The organism is Lolliginicoccus lacisalsi (genome assembly GCF_014841105.1).
Classification (GTDB): Bacteria; Actinomycetota; Actinomycetes; order Mycobacteriales; family Mycobacteriaceae; genus Lolliginicoccus; species Lolliginicoccus lacisalsi.
Map to the genome: position 1 here is coordinate 141455 of NZ_JACYWE010000008.1, position 17876 is coordinate 159330.

Annotated in this window: 12 protein-coding genes; 7 read left to right on the plus strand and 5 right to left on the minus strand. The window is 70.3% G+C overall.

All coding sequences use genetic code 11. The features are described from left to right. Positions 1-18: 18 nt before the first annotated feature. Positions 19-2031 (plus strand): YhgE/Pip domain-containing protein, encoded by a 2013-nt coding sequence (locus HT102_RS13340; protein WP_192039927.1) that lies wholly within the window; start codon positions 19-21, stop codon positions 2029-2031. Positions 2032-2338: 307 nt separating this feature from the next. Here the strand turns inward: HT102_RS13340 and HT102_RS13345 are convergent, their stop codons facing one another. After that, a complete protein-coding gene (locus HT102_RS13345) occupies positions 2339-4180 on the minus strand; it encodes a VanW family protein (RefSeq protein ID WP_333473446.1) in 1842 nt (613 codons plus the stop codon). A 362-nt stretch (positions 4181-4542) separates the two neighbouring features. Continuing rightward, positions 4543-5859, minus strand: coding sequence for an acetyl-CoA C-acetyltransferase (locus HT102_RS13350; protein WP_408611360.1), 1317 nt, complete (start codon positions 5857-5859; stop codon positions 4543-4545). Between the two features lie 232 nt (positions 5860-6091). On the opposite strand from HT102_RS13350, the gene HT102_RS13355 reads away from it, so the two are divergent. Then, positions 6092-7435 carry a 3-oxoacyl-ACP reductase gene (locus HT102_RS13355; protein WP_192039929.1) on the plus strand — a complete coding sequence of 448 codons (1344 nt, stop codon included), beginning with the start codon at positions 6092-6094 and terminating at the stop codon, positions 7433-7435. Further along, on the plus strand, positions 7435-8316 hold the full coding sequence (locus tag HT102_RS13360) for a MaoC/PaaZ C-terminal domain-containing protein (protein WP_192039930.1): 882 nt from the start codon (positions 7435-7437) through the stop codon (positions 8314-8316). The genes HT102_RS13355 and HT102_RS13360 overlap by 1 nt, the downstream gene beginning before the upstream one ends. 98 nt (positions 8317-8414) lie before the next feature. On the opposite strand, the gene HT102_RS13365 is transcribed toward HT102_RS13360, so the two are convergent. Next, entirely contained in the window at positions 8415-9014 is a 600-nt protein-coding gene (locus HT102_RS13365; protein WP_192039982.1) for a TetR/AcrR family transcriptional regulator, read from the minus strand. 104 nt (positions 9015-9118) lie between these two features. Next, positions 9119-10321 carry a glycoside hydrolase family 3 N-terminal domain-containing protein gene (locus tag HT102_RS13370; RefSeq protein WP_192039931.1) on the minus strand — a complete coding sequence of 401 codons (1203 nt, stop codon included), beginning with the start codon at positions 10319-10321 and terminating at the stop codon, positions 9119-9121. Positions 10322-10515: 194 nt separating this feature from the next. Here HT102_RS13370 and HT102_RS13375 point away from each other — a divergent pair, with 194 nt between their 5' ends. From HT102_RS13375 to HT102_RS13390, 4 genes are all read left to right on the plus strand, one after another. Beyond that, complete coding sequence (locus HT102_RS13375) at positions 10516-10995, plus strand: universal stress protein (protein WP_192039932.1); 480 nt, start codon at positions 10516-10518, stop codon at positions 10993-10995. Positions 10996-11076: 81 nt separating this feature from the next. After that, positions 11077-12183: an isochorismate synthase gene (locus HT102_RS13380; RefSeq protein WP_333473447.1), complete on the plus strand. Its 1107-nt coding sequence runs from the start codon at positions 11077-11079 to the stop codon at positions 12181-12183. 72 nt (positions 12184-12255) lie between these two features. Further along, positions 12256-12426 carry a DUF2613 domain-containing protein gene (locus HT102_RS13385; protein ID WP_192039933.1) on the plus strand — a complete coding sequence of 57 codons (171 nt, stop codon included), beginning with the start codon at positions 12256-12258 and terminating at the stop codon, positions 12424-12426. Between the two features lie 14 nt (positions 12427-12440). Continuing rightward, the gene (locus tag HT102_RS13390; RefSeq protein WP_269902762.1) at positions 12441-16691 is read left to right on the plus strand and encodes an alpha-(1->3)-arabinofuranosyltransferase; all 4251 of its coding nucleotides are present in this window, start codon (positions 12441-12443) and stop codon (positions 16689-16691) included. Here the strand turns inward: HT102_RS13390 and HT102_RS13395 are convergent. Further along, positions 16598-17842 (minus strand): acyltransferase family protein, encoded by a 1245-nt coding sequence (locus tag HT102_RS13395; protein WP_192039934.1) that lies wholly within the window; start codon positions 17840-17842, stop codon positions 16598-16600. The genes HT102_RS13390 and HT102_RS13395 overlap by 94 nt on opposite strands. Between the last annotated feature and the right edge of the window lie 34 nt (positions 17843-17876).

Consider the following 17876-nt stretch of genomic DNA (forward strand, 5'->3'; position numbering starts at 1 on the left):
GTTCTGGAGACTCCAACCATGGTCGCAGCACTCTCCTTCGGCACCGAGCTCAAGAGGTTCGGCCGAGAGAAGCTCCCCCGCCTCGCCATCGTGGCGATCATCTTCCTGCCGCTCCTCTACGGCGCGATGTACCTCTGGGCGTACTGGAACCCGCTCGGCAAGGTCGATCAGATGCCCGTCGCCATCGTCAACAGCGACACTGGCGCGCAGGTGGACGGATTGACGGTCCGGTTCGGCGAGCAGGTCACCCGCGAGCTGCAGCAGCGCGGCGATCTCGGATGGGTCCGTGTCGATCATGACCAGGCGCAGCAAGGGGTCGAGGACGGCACCTACTACTTCGCGGTCGAGTTTCCCGAGGACTTCAGCGACGCGCTCGTCTCCGCCGCGGGGGACGACCCGCGCAAGGCCACGATCAAGGTCACCTACAACGACGCCACCAACGCCATCGGCACCACCATCGCCCAGACCGCGATGGATCGCATCCTCAACGTCATGTCCGAGACGATCGGCGCCCAGTCGGTCGACCAAGTCCTCATCGGCCTCCAGACAGTGCGCGGCGGCCTCGTCGAGGCGGCTGACGGCAGCCAGCAGCTCGCCGACGGAACCAGCGAGCTCCGCGACGGCGTGGCCGAGCTCAGCGACGGCGCGCAGTTGCTCGCGACCAACCTTGTCGCCGCCCGCGACGGCGCGAACGTTCTCGCGGACGGCACCGGGCAGCTCTCCGCAGGCCTCCAGCAGCTCACCGACGGTGTGCTCCCCCTCGCCGACGGGCTCGGCGATCTCCAGGATGGTGCTCGGCAGCTCGGCGATGGCGCCGACCAGCTCAGCGGAGGCGTGAACCAGCTCGTCGGCCAGCTCGACGCGCTTGCCGCGAAGCAAGCCCACATCACCGGCACGATCAACGATGTCGCTGTGCACCTGCGCACCGTTCCCCACCCCGTCGCCCAGGACGCGGCCGCCGAGCTCGACAGGATCCGCGGCGAGATCGACCGGCAAGGCTTCGGCCCCGAGTCACGCAGCCAGCTCCAGCAGCTCCGCGACGGCGCCGCCCAGCTCGCCTACCAGATTGGGGATCCCACCAGCCCCTTCCGCTCCGGGCTTGCCCTCGCCGCCGACGGGGGCGACCAGCTCACCGGGGGTGTCACCCAGCTCCGCGACGGCGCGCAGGAGATCAACAACGGTGCCGTAGAGCTCGCCGACGGATTGCGCCAGCTCGCCGATGGTGGCGGAGAACTCGTCGGTGGAGTCGGCCAGCTCACCGACGGCACCACCCAGCTCGACGAGGGCGCCAACCTCCTCGCCAGCGAGCTCGCCGCCGGTTCCCAGCAGATCCCCGCCTGGAACAACCAGGAACGCCTCGAGCACGCCGAAGTCATCGGCGGCCCCCTCGAGGTCAACCCCCGCCATGTCGCGTACGCCGCCAACTTCGGTACCGGCGTGGCACCGTTCTTCATCTCGCTGGCCCTGTTCATCGGCGGATTCATCCTCTGGATGCTGATGCGGCCCCTCCAGCCCCGGGCGCTCGCCGCGGGGCTCGGCGGCCTCCGCACGATCCTCGCCTCCTACTGGCCGGCGATGCTCGTCAGCGCCGCCCAGGCCATCGTCACCTTCCTCGTGGCGCGCTACGCGATCGGCCTCGAGGCCGCCAATCCCGCGGGCCTGATCGTCTTCCTCATCCTTGTCGCGCTCGCGTTCCTCGCGTTCATCCAGATGATCTTCGTGCTCCTCGGCCCATCCACCGCGCGCGTCGCAGTGCTCGCCCTGCTGATGGTCAACCTCGTGTCCGCCGGCGGCCTCTACCCGACCGAGACGACCGGGCGGCTCTTCGAGATCATCCACCCGTACGTGCCCATGACCTACTCCGTCACCGGGCTCCGGCAGCTCATCATCGGTGGCGCGGACGGCAGGCTCTGGCAATCGGTGATCGTCCTGGTGGGCCTGCTCGTCGTCTCCATGGCCATCTCCGCCTACTCCGCGCGACGGCAGCAGGAATGGAGCATGAAGCGCCTGCACCCACCGATCCCGGCGTAGTCGGCGCTCAGCCGCGGCGGCGCTCGACGCTCGGCGGCGGTGGTGGCGGTGGCGGCGCTCGGCGGTGGCGGCGATGGCGGCGCTCGGCGGTGGCGGCGGTGGCGGTGGCGCGATCCGGCGCCAAACGCGATAGAAGCTGCTCGACACGCCGGTGCAACACGCCGACGGGCAGCGAGTTTCCGGTGCGTTTGCGGGTCCCGGAGCCCAGGCACACCCGCGCACACCCGCGCACACCCGCGCACGCCACCGACGCGAGCGCCCCGCGGCTGCGCAGCAACCGCGGGGCGCTCGTCAGCGCTAGGGAAGGCTAGCCCTCCGTGGGCTCGGCGGGGGCCGGCTCAGCAGGGCTAGTCTCGGCGGGCGGAGCGGGCTCCGGGTCCTCGGAGGGACGCTCCTCCCCCTCTTCGCGCTCGTCGTCCCCGTCGCCCGCCGAGGGTGGCGGAGGCGGTGGGGGCGGTGCCTCGCAGACCACGACGGGCTGCGGAACGTACCGGACGGTGCGTGTCTCGCGGGAGATCTCGGCGCCGGAGTCCGCGTCGCGGATGATGCGCGTGTCGCTGGTGGTGAATCCCTGCCCGCCGGAGCTTGGCTGGCAGTTGGGACCCTCGCGGAGGGTGATCCGCGGCGGCGAGGTGTAGTCCCACCGTCCACCGTTGACTGATTCGACCTCGACTGTCTTGGTGCCCCACATGCGTACCGTCACCGACGATGCGTCGCCGAATGCCTGGATCAGCACGCCCGTGTCGTACTGGTTGCGGAACTGGAGATCGATCGAGCCCTCGAAGACTGTGGCCTCGCGGCCCGCGGGGTACCGCGAGATGTAGTAGCTGTGCTCGGTGTGAGCGACATCCTCGAGCCCGGCGAAGTAGGCAGCGTTGTACAGTGTGGTCGCGAACTGGCTCACGCCGCCGCCGACCGCGGTCGAGGGCCGCCCACCGAGGATAATGCCGGAATCCACGTAGCCCTGCGCATAGCTGCGGGTGCCCGTGTGGTTGTTGAGGGAGAACGTCTCGCCGGGCTTGATGATCGCCCCGTTGGTCTCCTCGGCGGCCTGCCGGATGTTGATGCCCGAGGTGGATGCGAATCCGCCGGTGGTGAACTCGCCGATCACTTCCTCGATGCCGAGCGCCTCGGCGTCAGCAGTAGTGAACTCTGCCTGGGTGTCCTCGTACACGGCGTCGACGGTGCGGCCCTGGACGCGTGTCATCAGCTCGGGGAGGTCCTCGAGGGTGGCGTCCCAGTCGACGGTGGTGCCGACCTGGTCGGGCACGACCTCGGGGCCGTCGCCGCCGAGCCTCACGGTCGCCTCGACGGGCGGTACCTCGGTATCCCGCAGTTGCGGAGCCAATGCCCGGCGCGCGGCATCCACGCTGTACTCGGGCTCGAGGCCGCCATCGCCGTCCGGGGAGAACGACACGACATCGCCGACTTCCTCGGGAGCGAGGATCGCCTCAGTGCCTTCCTTGCCCCGGACCACGAGGGGCGATGCGACGGCGGGCTGGGCATATTCGGTCAACGCGGCATCGAGGCCTTCCTCGGTGACGGTGACCTCCTCGACCTGCACGGGCAGCGCCACCGGCTCGGGGAGCAGCCATCGCTCCACGATCTCGGTCCGCGCCTCGTCGGCGGGCAGCACCAGTCCGTTTCGCGGCTGGATGAGCTGGGGAGAGCCATCGACGAAAACGATGTCGCCCTCGACCGCCTCCTGGTCGACACTGGCTTTCACCTCTTCGACGACGGTGGCGAGCCGCTCATCATCGACGGAGCTGACGAAGCCGACCTCGCGGGTCCGGAAGAGGTCCGCGAGGCGCGTCACGGGGTTCATGGGCTGGCGGCTCGCCTGCTCGATCGTCGCATCGACATCGAGGGCCAGGCCCGCCTCCTCCGGCAGGATCGATGACTCCACATCGTCCGCGATCACGACGAAGGGCTCCGAGGCACGGGGAACGAGCTCGGCCTCGAGGCGCTGGCGCGCATCCTCGGGGGACATTCCCCCGATCTCGACAGCGGCCACGGTCACGTTGCGCGGCATCTTGTCCCGCGACACGAACCAGTCCACCGCGTACGCCACAGCACCGGCGAGCACCAGCACGATCAGCAAGCCCGCCACGACCACTAGCGGCCGCGCCCTTGACCCTTTGTGATTCACCACAGTCGCCTCCCAACCGCGCGAGCGGCTCCGGTAACACGCTTCCTAATAGGTTAGGCCCCGCGCCATCGCACGCGCGCGGCGGCATCGCCTAGACCAATCCGGTCAATCCGAACCGTTCACCCGGCTTCCCTCGCCCCTGGGCCGCAGGAAGCCCCGCGCGGACGGCCAGGTCGGGGTTTCGGGCCTGCGCGCGGGACTTACTAGCCGTATCGGCGTTGCCCCGCAACGCGTTACAGGCCCCTACGGAACGCGGGAGCCCCCGGGCGGCAACAAATGCCCGGGGGCTCCCGCGAGCCAACCATCGGGACGAGCGTGGCCAGGCCAGACGGCCTAGCGCGCGCCCCCGATGGGCGAAAGGCCTATGCCTCGATGATCGCCACAGCGCCCTGGCCGCCCGCGGCGCAGACCGACACGAGCGCGCGCCCGCCACCGTTCTCGGCAAGCATCTTCGCGGTCGAGGCGACGATGCGGCCACCGGTCGCGGCGAAGGGGTGCCCGGCCGCGAGGGAGGAGCCCTTGACGTTGAGCTTGCTGCGATCGATCTTGCCGAGCGCGCCGTCGAGGCCGAGGCGCTCCTTGCAGTACTCCTCCGACTCGAACGCCGCGAGGGTGCACAGCACCACGGAGGCAAATGCCTCGTGGATCTCGTAGAAGTCGAAGTCCTGGAGGGAGAGGCCGTTGCGCTTGAGCATCCGCGGGATCGCGTAGGTCGGCGCCATCAGCAGGCCGTCGGGGCCATGGATGAAGTCGACCGCAGCGGTCTGGTAGTCACGCAGGTACGCGAGGACGGGGATGTTGCGCTCGGCGGTCCACTCGTCGCTCGCCAGCAGCACCGTGGAGGCACCGTCGGTGAGCGGGGTGGAGTTGCCAGCGGTCATGGTCGCATCGCCGAGCGAGTTGCCGAAGACCGGCTTGAGCTTGCCGAGCTTCTCGGCGCTCGAGTCGGGGCGCAGGTTGTCGTCCCGGGTCAGGCCGAGGTACGGGGTGGAGAGGTCGTTGAAGAACCCGGCGTCCCAGGCCTTGGACATGTTCTGGTGCGAGGCCGCGGCGAGCTCGTCCTGGCCCTCGCGGGAGACGCCGAACTCCGTGGCGGTGATGGCGGCGTGCTCGCCCATCGACAGGCCGGTGCGGGGCTCGCCGTTGGTGGGGATCGCGGGCACGAGCTGGCTGGGGCGCAGGTTGCCGAGCAGCTTGATGCGGTCGCCGGTGGTCTTGGCGCGGTTGAGGTCGAGCAGCAGGCTGCGCAGGTCCTCATTGACGGCGATGGGAGCGTCAGAGGTCGTGTCGCTGCCACCACCGATGCCGGACTCGGTGCGGCCGAGCGCGATCTGGTCCGCGACGATGCTGATGGCGGTGAGGCCGGTGCCGCAGGCCTGCTGCACGTCGATCGCGGGGGTGTAGGGCGAGAGCGCGCTGCCGAGGACGGACTCGCGGATGAGGTTGAAATCGCGCGAGTGCTTGAGCACGGCGCCACCGGCGACGAGGCCGATCTGCTCGTTCTGCAGGCTGAACCGGCTCACGAGCCCGTCGAGCGCAGCAGTGAACATGTCCTGGTTGGAGGCCTTCGAGTAGGCCTTGTTGCTGCGCGCGAACGGGATGCGGTTGCCACCGAGGATGGCTACCGGGCGGGTCTGCCGGCCCTCGGGGGCGTTGGCCGCGTTATTCGACGATGTCACTTCAGTCTCCAAACAATTCGGGAGTGTTGGACTACCACGTATTCTTACTCACCGGTAAGTTAGTTGTCGATACCGTGCACTCCGGCGTACATTCCGGGAGGATACAACGCGGCCGGGAGCAATGTGCGGATGTCGCCCATCCCGGCGGCGCGCCGCAGGTCAATGACCGTGCGGAAGCGAAACTGCGACAAGCGAAACTGCGACGAGTGACTACACTCACGAGAGGTGACCCGTGTCAGGCAAAAAGGGAAGCACTGATCTGTACTCCACCCTGATCTCGTCCGCCCCAGGTGCGTTCCTGGCCGGCAAGATGGGACTGCCGCAGCCCGAGGAGCTGCGCCGCTACAAGGCTGGCGAGCCCGCGCTCCCCGGCCCCGTGATCGTCGGCGGCGAGGGCCGCCTGGTCGAGCCGATCCGCGACCTGCTCTCGGACTACGAGTTCGGCGACGACAGCACCGATAAGTTCGGTGGCCTGGTCTTCGACGCCACTGGCATCACCACCATCGAGGGGCTCAAGCAGCTCCATGACTTCTTCCAGCCGCTCATGCGCAAGATGGCGCCCTGCGCCCGCGTCCTGGTCATCGGCACCACTCCGGAGCTCGTGAAGAAGGCCGACGAGCGCATCGCGCAGCGCGCCCTCGAGGGCTTCAGCCGCTCCATCGCCAAGGAGCTGCGCCGCGGCGCCACCGCGAACCTCTTGTACGTCTCCCCCAAGGCCAAGAACGACTTCACCGGCCTGGCCGCGCCACTGCGGTTCTTCCTTTCCGCCAAGTCGGCCTACGTTGATGGCCAGGTCGTCCGGGTGGACGAGAAGACCGCTGCGGCTCCCGCGGACTGGGACAAGCCCCTCGACGGCAAGGTCGTGCTTGTCACCGGCGCTGCTCGCGGCATCGGCGCCACCATCGCCGAGGTCATGGCCCGCGACGGCGCGAAGGTGATCGTGGCGGATGTCCCGCAGGCCGGGGACGCGCTCTCCGAGGTCGCCAACAAGATCGGCGGGGTTGCCCTCGCGCTCGACGTCACCGCGAGCAACGCCGCGGAGAAGATCGCCGAGACCGCGCAGCGCTTCGGTGGCCTCGACGTGGTTGTCCACAACGCCGGGATCACCCGCGACAAGATGCTCGCCAACATGGACGACGGGCGCTGGAACTCGGTCCTGGCCGTCAACCTCGTTGCCCCGAAGAACATCACCGAGGGCCTCGTCGCCAACGGTGGGCTCAAGGAGGGTGGCCGCGTGGTCGACGTCTCCTCGATCGCGGGCATCGCCGGCAACCGCGGCCAGACCAACTACGGCGCTTCCAAGGCCGGCGTGATCGGCATGGTCGATGCCGAGGCTCCCGAGCTCGCGAAGAAGTCCATCACCATCAACGCGGTCGCTCCGGGCTTCATCGAGACCCAGATGACCGCCGCGATCCCGCTCGCCACCCGCGAGGTCGGCCGTCGCCTCAACTCGCTGCTGCAGGGCGGCCAGACCGTGGACGTCGCCGAGACGATCGCGTTCTTCTCCAGCCCCGCCTCCAGCGCGGTCACCGGCAACACCGTCCGCGTGTGCGGCCAGAGCCTGCTGGGTGCGTGATGAGCAAGCCAACCAACATCGAGGTACTCGACAAGCAGAGCATGCTCGGCAACTACGCCAAGGCCGTGGCGGGAATGCTTCCCCTGCCTGGTGCCAAGGCCACTGGCCTGCCGGACCGCGTCCTGCGCATCGAGAACGTCCGCATCGACATCGACAACCTCGCGGACTACAACCACGTGTGCGGGCTGCGCCTGCGCGACACGGTGCCGGTGACGTACCCGTTCGTGCTCAGCTTCCCCGCGGTGATGAACCTGCTCGTGGCCAAGGACTTCCCGTTGCCCGCCATGGGCATGGTGCACATGGCCAACAACATCGAGCAGATCAAGCCCATCTCCGTCAGCGACGTGCTCACCATCGATGTGCATGCCGCTGACCTGCGGGAGCACCGGTCCGGCCTGCTCGTCGACCTGATCACCGAGATCACTGTCGAGGGCGAGCTGGTGTGGCGGCAGGCCAGCACGTTCCTGCGCAAGCAGCGAACGAGCCTAAGCGACGAGCCGCGCCCCGAGCGCACGGATAGCGCTCCGGGCGCTGATGGTCGCGTGGCAAACACCACCCTCAAGGTGACCCCAGCGCTGATCTCGCAGTACGCGGAGGTCTCCGGCGACCGCAACCCCATCCACATCTCGAAGGTCGGCGCGAAGGCATTCGGCTTCCCGTCGGTCATCGCGCATGGCATGTGGAGCTCGGCCGCGGTGCTTGGCATCATCGAGGGCCGCATCCCCGACTCGGTGGACTACTCCGTCGAGTTCGGCAAGCCCGTGGTGCTCCCCGCCAAGGTGAAGGTCTACGCGGACAAGTCCGCGAATGGCTGGAGCCTGGCGCTGAGGCACCCGAAGAAGGGCTACACGCACCTCACCGCTACGGTGACCGCGCGGTAGCCGACGCGTCCAGCATTGCGCCAGCCCCAGGGGATTTCCCCCTGGGGCTGGTTCTTTTCTGTGGGGGTGCCGGGTGACGGTCCACAGCGCGGGGCGCGCTAGTGGACGGGCTTGCGCCCGGCGAGGCCGCGCCACGCGAGATCGGTCAGCAGGGTGACCGCGTCCTCGGTCTGGGCCGTCCCATCGGCGATCAGGTCCGCGACTGCCTCCCCCGCGCCGATGAGCACGGTCGCCATGAGGCGGTACTGGTCGTTGCTGCGCTCGTCGCGGCTGCTCGAGCGCAGGATCAGCGCGGTCAGCTCGACCGCGCGATCGCGACTGCTGAGCACCAGTTCGGCGAACTCGTTCTGGTACAGGGCCTGCCGATAGAGCACGCGCCAGGCCTTGCGGTTGGTGTTGACGAACCCGAGAAAGACGCGGATGCCATGCTCGAGCTGCTCGCGCGGGGTCAGGGTCGGGTCGGCGGCCCCGGTGAGCGCATCGAGGAAACGAGTGCTCTCGCGACGGATGCATGCCGCGAACAATTCGTCCTTCGAGCCGTAGTACAGGTACAGCATGGGCTTGGAGATCTCCGCCTCGGCAGCGATCGCGTTCATCGAGGCGCCGTGGTACCCATGCTTGGCGAAGACGTCGATGGCAGCGTCCAGCATCTGCTGCTCGCGGATCGCCCGCGGCAGTCGCTTGGATTGACCACCCATCACTACCCTCACCGTAGAAACTTACCCGCGGGTAAGTTTACGGTGCGAGGCTGCGCGGCGCGACCCCGGCACGCGAATAGCTGGGCCTGGCGGGCCAGGCGGGCTCAGCAGTCGACGAGCCCCTTGGCCTTCCCGATCCGCACCACGGAAGCATCGACCTGGCTCATCGGCAGCTCGCCGCTGGCGACCGCGCCCTCGAGCACGTCGAGCACGTCGGTGACGCGATCGGTCGAGATCCACAAGGCAATATCCGCGCCGGCCTGCAACGAGCGCAGCACCGACTCGGTGATGTCGAACAGATCGGTGACCGCCCGCATGCTGCCGAGGTCGTCGGTGAAGATCAGCCCATCGAACGGCGCGGCACCGTAGCCCACACCCGAGCGCAGCAGGGACATCGTGGCGGGGCTGAGGCTCGAGGGAGTCCCCGGCTCGGTGAGCCCCGGCACTGTGAGGTGGCCGACCATCACTGCGGCACCGGTCCCGATGAGGGAACGGAACGGCACGAGATCATGGCCGAGCAGCTCGGGCAGGGGCGGGGTGGTCACCCCCTCGACATGGGAGTCGCCGGTGGCGCGCCCATGCCCGGGGAAGTGCTTGAGCACGGGCAGCACTCCGGCGTCGCGCAGGCCGCGCGCATAGGCTCCCGCGTACTCAGTGACCACGTCGGGGTTGGCGCCGAAGGCACGATCGCCGATGACCGCGTTGTCGGGCTGATCGGTGACATCCACAACGGGCGCGAAGTCCACGGTGATGCCGAGCTCGCGCAGCGCTGCGCCGCGCTGCCGGGCGATGTCGTACACCTCCTCGGCGGTGCGGGTCCGGGCGAGCTCGCGCGCCGACGGGGATGCGCCGATCACGTGCTTGGCGCGGCTGACGCGCCCGCCCTCCTCGTCGATGGTGACCATCACGGGGACCTCGGACTCGGCAGCCACGGCCGCCACGCGCCCGCTGGCAAGGAAGCTGGGGTCTGCCCAGCTCGTGACGAAGAACCCGCCGATCTGTTCCTGCTCGATCACGCGGCGGGCGTCGGCCTCCCCGGTGACGCCGACGTTGAGCATCTGGGCGAGCTTCTGGCGCGTGGTGAAGCGAGCCAGGAACTCCTGCTCGCCGCACGGCAAACCGAGGGAACCCGTGCCCTGCGCCGGGGTGTGCGCGACCGGCGAGGTGACCGTGGCGAGCGCTTCGCTGCTCGTCGGCCCTCCGCCGCCGGAGGTCTCGCTGCTCGTGCAGGCCACGAGACCTGTCGCGGTCGTCGCGGCCAGCAGCAGCGCGGCGAGCCGCGCCGCGGTCCGGGTTTGCGTGAGCATCGCGCCCATCCCTTCGTCGACTGTGCAGGATCCTACTCATCCGGAGGCGCCGCCCGGGCCGACACGTCCAGCGATCCCCGTGCTAGCGATCGGGCACAGCGTGCAACCGGGCGAACAAGATCGCCGCGCTGGCGCATGGAGCGGAGTAGTCTTGTGCCCAGGACCACCGAGACTGATCGTTCCGGGAGGCAATCATGGCATCGGGGGCTTCGGATCTCGTCCTCATCGCCTACGACGGCTCGGACAATGCCAAGCGCGCTATCCGGCACGCGGGCCATTTCCTGAGCGCGAGCCGCGCCATCATCGTCACCGCCTGGGAGCCGCTCTCGCGGCAGGCGGCCCGCATCTCCGGCCTGAGCGGCGTCATGCAGCCCGGCTGGGTACCGGACACCGCGGCCGAGGACGCGGCGCTTGCCGACGCGCGCGTCGTCAACGAGGAGGGTGTCCGGCTCGCGGGCGAGGCCGGGCTGCGCTGCGAGGGGCATTGCATCGAGACCGTGACCACGGTCTGGGCTGCGATCGTCGATGCGGCCGACGAGTACGACGTCAGCATCCTCGTGACCGGCACGCGGGGCGCCACGGGCATCAAGGCATTGCTGCATAGCAGCGTGGCCGACCAGGTGCTCAAGCATTGCCACCGCCCCGTGATGATCGTGCCGCCGTGCGAGGGCTAGCCCCGCCGGCATCGCGGGGGCGCTGATCCACCACTCCCCCCGCCCTGCTCGGGCGCGGCCCGGCCAGGAATACTCACTGGGGTGGATCGATCTGCTTTCGTGCTGTCCCGCCCCCACCGATCCGTGATCGGCGAGGGCCGGCTTGCCCTGTTCGATCATCCGGGTGCTGCGCTGCGGGCGCTCGCGGACGGATCCGCCCGGGCCGTGGTGGGAGCGCTGCCGTTCGACCTCTCCGAGCCCTGCGCCCTGACCGTGCCAGCGACGTTCACAGTGCGGGATGCCCGGTGGCGGCCCCCCGTCGCGGTTCCGCCGCTTCCCTCGATCGTGGGCGCGCGCGAGGAACCATCGGGCGCCGAGCACATGCGCCGGATCGCGGCACTAGTGGCACGGATCGACGCGGGCGAGCTCGCGAAAGTCGTCGCGGCGCGATCGGTGGAGGTGGCGTGCGCGGGGCGCATCGATCCGCACGGCCTGCTCGCCGCGCTCGTGGCGCGCGATCACGCCGGCAACGGGTTCTGCGCGGACCTGTCCCCCGCCGGCCCCGGCATGGAGGACGCGTTCCTCGTGGGCGCGAGCCCGGAGTCCCTGGTCCGCCGCGACGGCCGGTCGGTGTCATGCTGGCCGCTCGCGGGCACCGCTCCCCGTTCCCCTGATCCCGTCGTCGACGTCCAGCGCGCCGAGGAACTGGCGAGCTCGGCGAAGAACGTGCACGAGCATGGATTCGTGGTGGATTGGCTGCGCGAGCGGCTCGCGCCGTTGTGCTCCGGGCTGCGCGTGGAGGCGCGCCCCTCCGTCGTCGCGACGCCGCAGGTGTGGCACCTCGGGACGCGCATCGAGGGAACGCTGCGGGATCCGGCCATCTCGGCGCTGGACGTGGCGCTGCACGTGCACCCGACCCCAGCAGTGGGGGGCACCCCGCACGAAGCCGCGCTCGAGGCGATCCGGGCGTCCGAGGGCAGTCGTGGCTTCTATGCCGGGGCTGTCGGCTGGTGCGATTCGCGGGGCGATGGGGAGTGGATGGTGTCGATCCGTTGCGCGGAAGTACGCGGTGACCGGGCGCGCGCGTTCGCCGGCGGCGGCATCGTGGCGGGCTCGGATCCGCGCGCGGAGCTCGACGAGACGAGCGCGAAGCTGCGGACGCTGCTCGGGGCCCTGGGCGTTCCCTCGGACATGCTGGGTGGCGTGTAGCGTGCGGGATCGCCGCTTGGGCCGCTATCCTGTCGGGGACTGCACCGCGCGCCCGATCCTAGGAGTGTTTCCATGAAGTTCCTCGTCCCCGGGGCGATCGCCGCGCTGGCTGGTACCACTCTGGCGTTCGCGCTGGTGATCGTGGGGACTGGCCTGGCGGAGCAGAACACCCGCCCGGAGGTGGATCGGTCCGAGCAGGCGCAGACGGCGTTGCTCAACCAGCCTGAGTACGGCAGCCGCTAGCCGCCGCGCAGTTCTTGGCAGCCGGAGCCGATCCCGCGCGCACCCTCGCCGAGGACGCGGTGCCGGGCGCGTCGCGCCCGCTCCCCCGATGGGGATTGATTGTTGTTGCCCTGCTCGCGCTCGTCGCGAGCATGCTGCAGGCGCCGGGGCTACTGGTCGCCGACACCAAGCTTGATCTTGTCGTGGACCCGCGAGGGTTCCTGGATCGCGCGAGCCACCTGTGGTCGAGCCTTGCCCCGTTCGGGCAGACCCAGAACCAGGCCTATGGGTACTTCTTCCCGCAGGGCGCGTTCTTCACCGCCACCGATGCCCTGGGCGCGCCAGCGTGGGTGGCGCAGCGCGTGTGGTGGGCGATCCTCTTCACTGCTGGATTCTGGGGAATCATCCGGGTCACCGAGGCGCTGGGCATCGGCACCCGCCCCTCCCGGATCATCGCTGCGGTCGCCTATGCGTGCTCCCCCCGCGTCCTGACCACGATCGGGGCGATCTCCTCGGAGACCACCCCGATGATGCTCGCCCCCTGGGTGCTGCTGCCGGTGATCCTCGCGCTCGATGGACGATCACGGCGGCCCATGTGGCAGCTCGCGGCCGCATCAGCGTTCGCTGTTGCCTGCATGGGCGCGATCAATGCGGTGGCCACCGCGTTCGGCGCGGCAGTCGCAGTGGTGTGGTGGCTCGCGCATCGGCCGGACCGCCGGTGGTGGCGCTTCACCGCATGGTGGGTGCCACTGGGCATCGCGGCGACAGCGTGGTGGGTGGTGCCGCTGCTGATGCTGGGCGCGGTGAGCCCGCCGTTCCTGGACTACATCGAGTCCGCAGGGACGACGACACGGTGGACATCACTGGTGGAGGTGCTGCGGGGGACAGATAGCTGGACGCCGTTCATCTCGCCGGATCGCATGGCCGGGGCGATCCTGGTCACCCAGCCGGTCTCGGTGCTCGCCACCGGTCTGGTCGCGGCGGCCGGACTGGCGGGGCTGGCGCTGCGCACCCCCGCCCGTGGACGCCTGGTGCTGGTGCTCGTCGTCGGCCTCGTCGGGATCGGTGTGGGATACGCGGGCGCGTGGGGCTCGCCGGTGAGCGAGCTCGCCCGCGCGTTCCTCGATGGCGCGGGCGCGCCGATGCGAAACGTGCACAAGCTGGAGCCGTTGGTCCGGTTGCCGCTCGCGGTGGGGCTAGCGGCACTGCTCGCGCGGGCACCCCTGCCAGGAGCGGTCACTAGGACGGCGTGGCGCCGGGCGATCGCCCATCCCGAGCGCGCGCCCATCATGGCGGTCGCGACGGCGGTGGTGCTTGCCGTGGCGGTCGCGACATCGCTTGTGTGGACGGGAAAGCTCGCCCCGCGCGGCGCGCACGGTGGCATTCCCGACTACTGGGCGCAGACGGCGCAGTGGCTCGCCAGCAACTCCGAGGGCGTGGAGACGGGCTTGCCCTCGCGCGCGCTGGTGGTCCCGGCCGCGCCGTTCGGCTCCCAGGTGTGGGGCTTGACCCGCGACGAGCCGCTGCAACCACTGGCCACCACGCCCTGGGGCAGCCGCGATATCGTGCCGTTGATCCCGCCTGGTGGCATCCGCATGCTCGATTCCGTCCAGCGCCTGCTCGTCGCGGGCCAGCCTTCCCCCGGGCTGGCATCGATGCTGGCGGCCCAGGGCATCCGGCATGTGGTGCTGCGCAACGATATCGACCCGGTCACCGGCCAATCGGTGTCGCCAGCGATCGCCCGCCAGGCCCTCCTGGGATCCCCGGGGCTGGTCAAGGCTGAGACCTTCGGCGGGCCGGTCGGCCCCCGGCCGCCCGAGACCGATTCGGACGACCCATCGCTCGAGGTGCCGAGCGCGGGGACGCGCCCGCGCTTCCCTGCCATCGAGATCTTCGAGGTCGTGGCTGATCCCGGCTTCCCGGCTGGCGTGCACACCATACCGGTAGAGGATGTCCCGATCGTCCAGGGCGGCCCCGAGGCCCTGCTGCGGCTCCACGAGCGCGCGCATCCGGGCGAGGCGACGCCGCACGTGCTGTCGCGGGACGCGCTCGATGCGGGCCTGCCCGTGGGGCCGATCACCCTGACGGACACACCGGTAGCCCGGGAGGCCGATTTCGGCCGGGTGGACCACCAGCGCTCGCACGCGCTGGGCCCGGATGATCCCCGCCGCACCCGCAACAGGATCGCGGACTACGCCACCGGCGAGCCCCTAGTCCGTGCGGTCGCGATCGGTCCGACGATCACGGTGTCGTCCTCGGCCGGCGATGCCACGCAGATCGGCGCGGTGCAGCCTGGTTCCGGGCCCGCGGCAGCCGTGGATGGGAGCACGTCCACCGCCTGGCTGTCGAACAGCGGCGAGGCAGCGGTGGGCCAATGGCTCCAGCTTGATTTCGATGAACCGATCGAGCAGGCGGTGCTGCGCATCACCACGAGCGCCGCCGCCGCGGGGCCCGCGGTCCGCTTCCTCGAGATCAGGACGGAGCGTGGCTCGTCCACGGTGAATGTGCCCGAGGCCGGCGAGGAGGTCATCGCCGCGTTGCCGCTCGGGGCGACGCGCTGGGCACGCATCACCGCTCGATCGACGGAGGACGGGTCGCTCGGCGGACAGTTCGGCATCGCGGATGTCTCGGTGAGCGCGGAAGGCCGACAGGTCGAGCTGGGGCGCGCCCTGGAGGTGCCCCCCGCCCCGGCCGGCGCCACGATCACCGCGTGGGACCTCGGGCAGCAGCATCCGGGTCGGCTGCCCTGCCTCGATGGGCCCGTGCAAGCGATCTGCCTTCCGTCGCTGGGCCAAGCGGCGGAGGAGCCTGGCGTGGTGTCGCGCCGCATCACCGCGGACGAGGAGGTCGGCGCGCGGGCGCGCGTCTTCGTCCAGGCCCGGCAGAGCGGGCGCCTCGAGGAATTGCTGGCCGGTGAGGACGCCCCTCGCGGCACGGGGCCCTCGAGCATCGGTGATACCCGGGGCAGCGCGTTCGCCGTGGCGGATGGCGACCCGCGGACCGTGTGGTACGCCCCGGCCACCGCGAGCGTCGCCGCGGGGGAGCTTCCGACGGTGACCGTGGAACTGCCCGAGGAGGAACTGGTCACCGCCGTGGAGGTGACGCTGCCGCGCGCGGATGTGCCCGCCATGCCGACGGTGCTGCGGGTCGATACCGGGGAGTCGACGACGACGGCACAGGTCACCGAGCAGCAGCAAGAACGAGGTTCCCTCGCTATCCCCGTCCCGGAAGCGCGGACCGACGCGGTGGAGGTGACGATCCTTGAGTGGCGCGAGACCCGCACCAGCGAGCCATTCGGGTTGTCGAGCACCGTTCCGCCCGGCATCGCCGATATCGCGGTGCGCGGCAACGACGGCGTGATCGGGGCACGCGGCGCAGCACCACGCGTGATCGAGATCGATTGCGAGGACGGGCCCCGCCTCGAGGTGGGCGAGGACACCGTGCGGTTCTCGGTGACCATGACCGAGGCCGAGGCCCGGGCAGGGGTCGTGGTGGAGGCGACCCCGTGCGATTCCGCGGGCGTGCGGCTCGGGCCTGGCGCCAGCATGGTGACCGTGGACCCGGGCGAGGCGCTGCAGGTAGACGGGGCTCGGCTGGAGGGGCCGGGGGCGGCACCGCGCGGCAGTGGATCCGCTAGTCCGGTACAGGCCGGGGAATGGTCCCCCGCCCGTCGTGTCGGCGAGGTGGATGCCGCATCCGATGAGCTACTGATCGTTCCGGAGAGCCGCAACAGCGGGTGGGTCGCACATGGCCCGGACGGCGCGGAGCTCGTCCCGGTGACGATCAACGGGTGGCAGCAGGGCTGGATCGTCCCGGCGGGCCTCGCGGGCCCGGTGACGCTGACGTACCCCCTGGATGGCGGCTACCGGCTCGCCCTGTTCGGCGGGCTCGCGCTGCTGCTCCCGCTCGGGGGGGTGCTGCTGCTGCGCCGCGAGGACCGGGGCCGGGAGGCTCCCCCGTCGCGGCCATGGCGGTCACGGCGACTCGCGATGGCCGGCGGGCTGGCCGCGGCGCTCATGATCGCGGGAGCGCCTGGAGCGGGGCTCTACGCGCTCGTCGCGGCGTCCTCATGGGCGATCGCTCGGCGGTGGGGCGCATCGCGGGCGAGCCGGGCCTTGGCCATCGGGGCGGGCACCGCGATGGCACTTTCCGCTGCGGTCCTGTCGACGGGGCCCTGGCGCTCCCCGAACGGCTACCTGGGCGATGAAGCGTCGACGCAGGGGCTCGCGCTCGTGGCGGTGGCGGCGGTGGTCATCGCGGCCTGGCCGGGTGGCCGCGACCGGTAGCGCCGCTCCTCCCAGGCGTGGAGCGCGCGGCGCGATGGTTCCTCCACGAGCGCGAAGCTGATGGAGGATATCGGGACGCTGATGGCGACGGTGAGCAGCAGCACGGCCAGCATGTAGCCGGAGAACGGTGGCACACCGAGGATGGGGAACACGACCATCAGCACCGCGACATGCCACAGGAACAGCGCGTAGGACCATCGGCCCAGCATCAGGGCGACCGGGTGCGCGAGGATGCGGTGCGGACGCCCCGGCTCGCCCAGCACGATCGGCGCGAGGAGGGCATATCCCAGGATCGCTCCGGCGACGATCTTGGCGGCGTACTCGCGGGCAACGAGGTCCACGAGGCCGGGAGGCCCTGCGATCGGGGACGCGGCAACGACGAACGCGACCGCTGCGATCGCGAGCATCAGCCCAGGGACCCTGGCCACCCGCACCGCCCAGGCGGGCGGCCGCATGGCTTGCTCGGCGAGGATCATGCCCGCCGCGAACCATGCCAGGTAGCCGGGCAGCCAGTTGTCGTGGTGCACCCCATCGGCGGTGGGGATGGGCAGGAAGCCCCAGCCGAGGCTGAGCAGTGCTGCCCCAGCGATGACCGGGACGCGCCATCGCGCGGCGGGCCCTCGCAGCCGCCACAGGATCCATGCCAGCAGGGGAAGGATCAGGTAGAAGGCCATCTCCACCGACAGGCTCCACATCTGGGTCAAACCGCTGGTGAGGCTGTAGGGAACGAACACCTGCATGAGCGCGAGGTTGCCGAGCCAGGTCTGCATCGACGCGCCGTGCGCCTCGGGCAGCAGCGCCAGCACCGCGATCACCACGACGAGGTAGGCCGGCATGATCCGGACGAGGCGGTGCCGGAGGTAGCGGGCCGTGCTGGCGGGTGCCGCGGCGGTGGCGCGCGCCGCACGGGCATGCGGGCGCCACAGCAAGAAGCCGGAGAGGGCGAAGAACAGCGCCACCGCGAGGTCGAAGCGGCCGTAGATCCTGCCCACCATCGTGTCGGTGACCGACCCGGTCTGGAATGCCACGTGGGTGAGCAGCACACCCAGCGCGGCAGCAGCGCGCAGCCCCTCGCAAGCCGGCAGGAACCCAGCCGCGCCGGCCACGGGCGAGGTGACTGCGGTGGTCGTGCCACGCGGTTCCTTGCTCATCGGTGTCACCCCCGTATCCCGCGGGTATTGGTTG

Coding starts and splice junctions, on each gene's coding strand:
- HT102_RS13340 (WP_192039927.1), top strand. CDS start 19: ATGGTCGCAGCACTCTCCTTCGGCACCGAGCTCAAGAGGTTCGGCCGA.
- HT102_RS13360 (WP_192039930.1), top strand. CDS start 7,435: ATGAGCAAGCCAACCAACATCGAGGTACTCGACAAGCAGAGCATGCTC.
- HT102_RS13365 (WP_192039982.1), bottom strand. CDS start 9,014: ATGGGTGGTCAATCCAAGCGACTGCCGCGGGCGATCCGCGAGCAGCAG.
- HT102_RS13370 (WP_192039931.1), bottom strand. CDS start 10,321: ATGCTCACGCAAACCCGGACCGCGGCGCGGCTCGCCGCGCTGCTGCTG.
- HT102_RS13375 (WP_192039932.1), top strand. CDS start 10,516: ATGGCATCGGGGGCTTCGGATCTCGTCCTCATCGCCTACGACGGCTCG.
- HT102_RS13385 (WP_192039933.1), top strand. CDS start 12,256: ATGAAGTTCCTCGTCCCCGGGGCGATCGCCGCGCTGGCTGGTACCACT.
- HT102_RS13395 (WP_192039934.1), bottom strand. CDS start 17,842: ATGAGCAAGGAACCGCGTGGCACGACCACCGCAGTCACCTCGCCCGTG.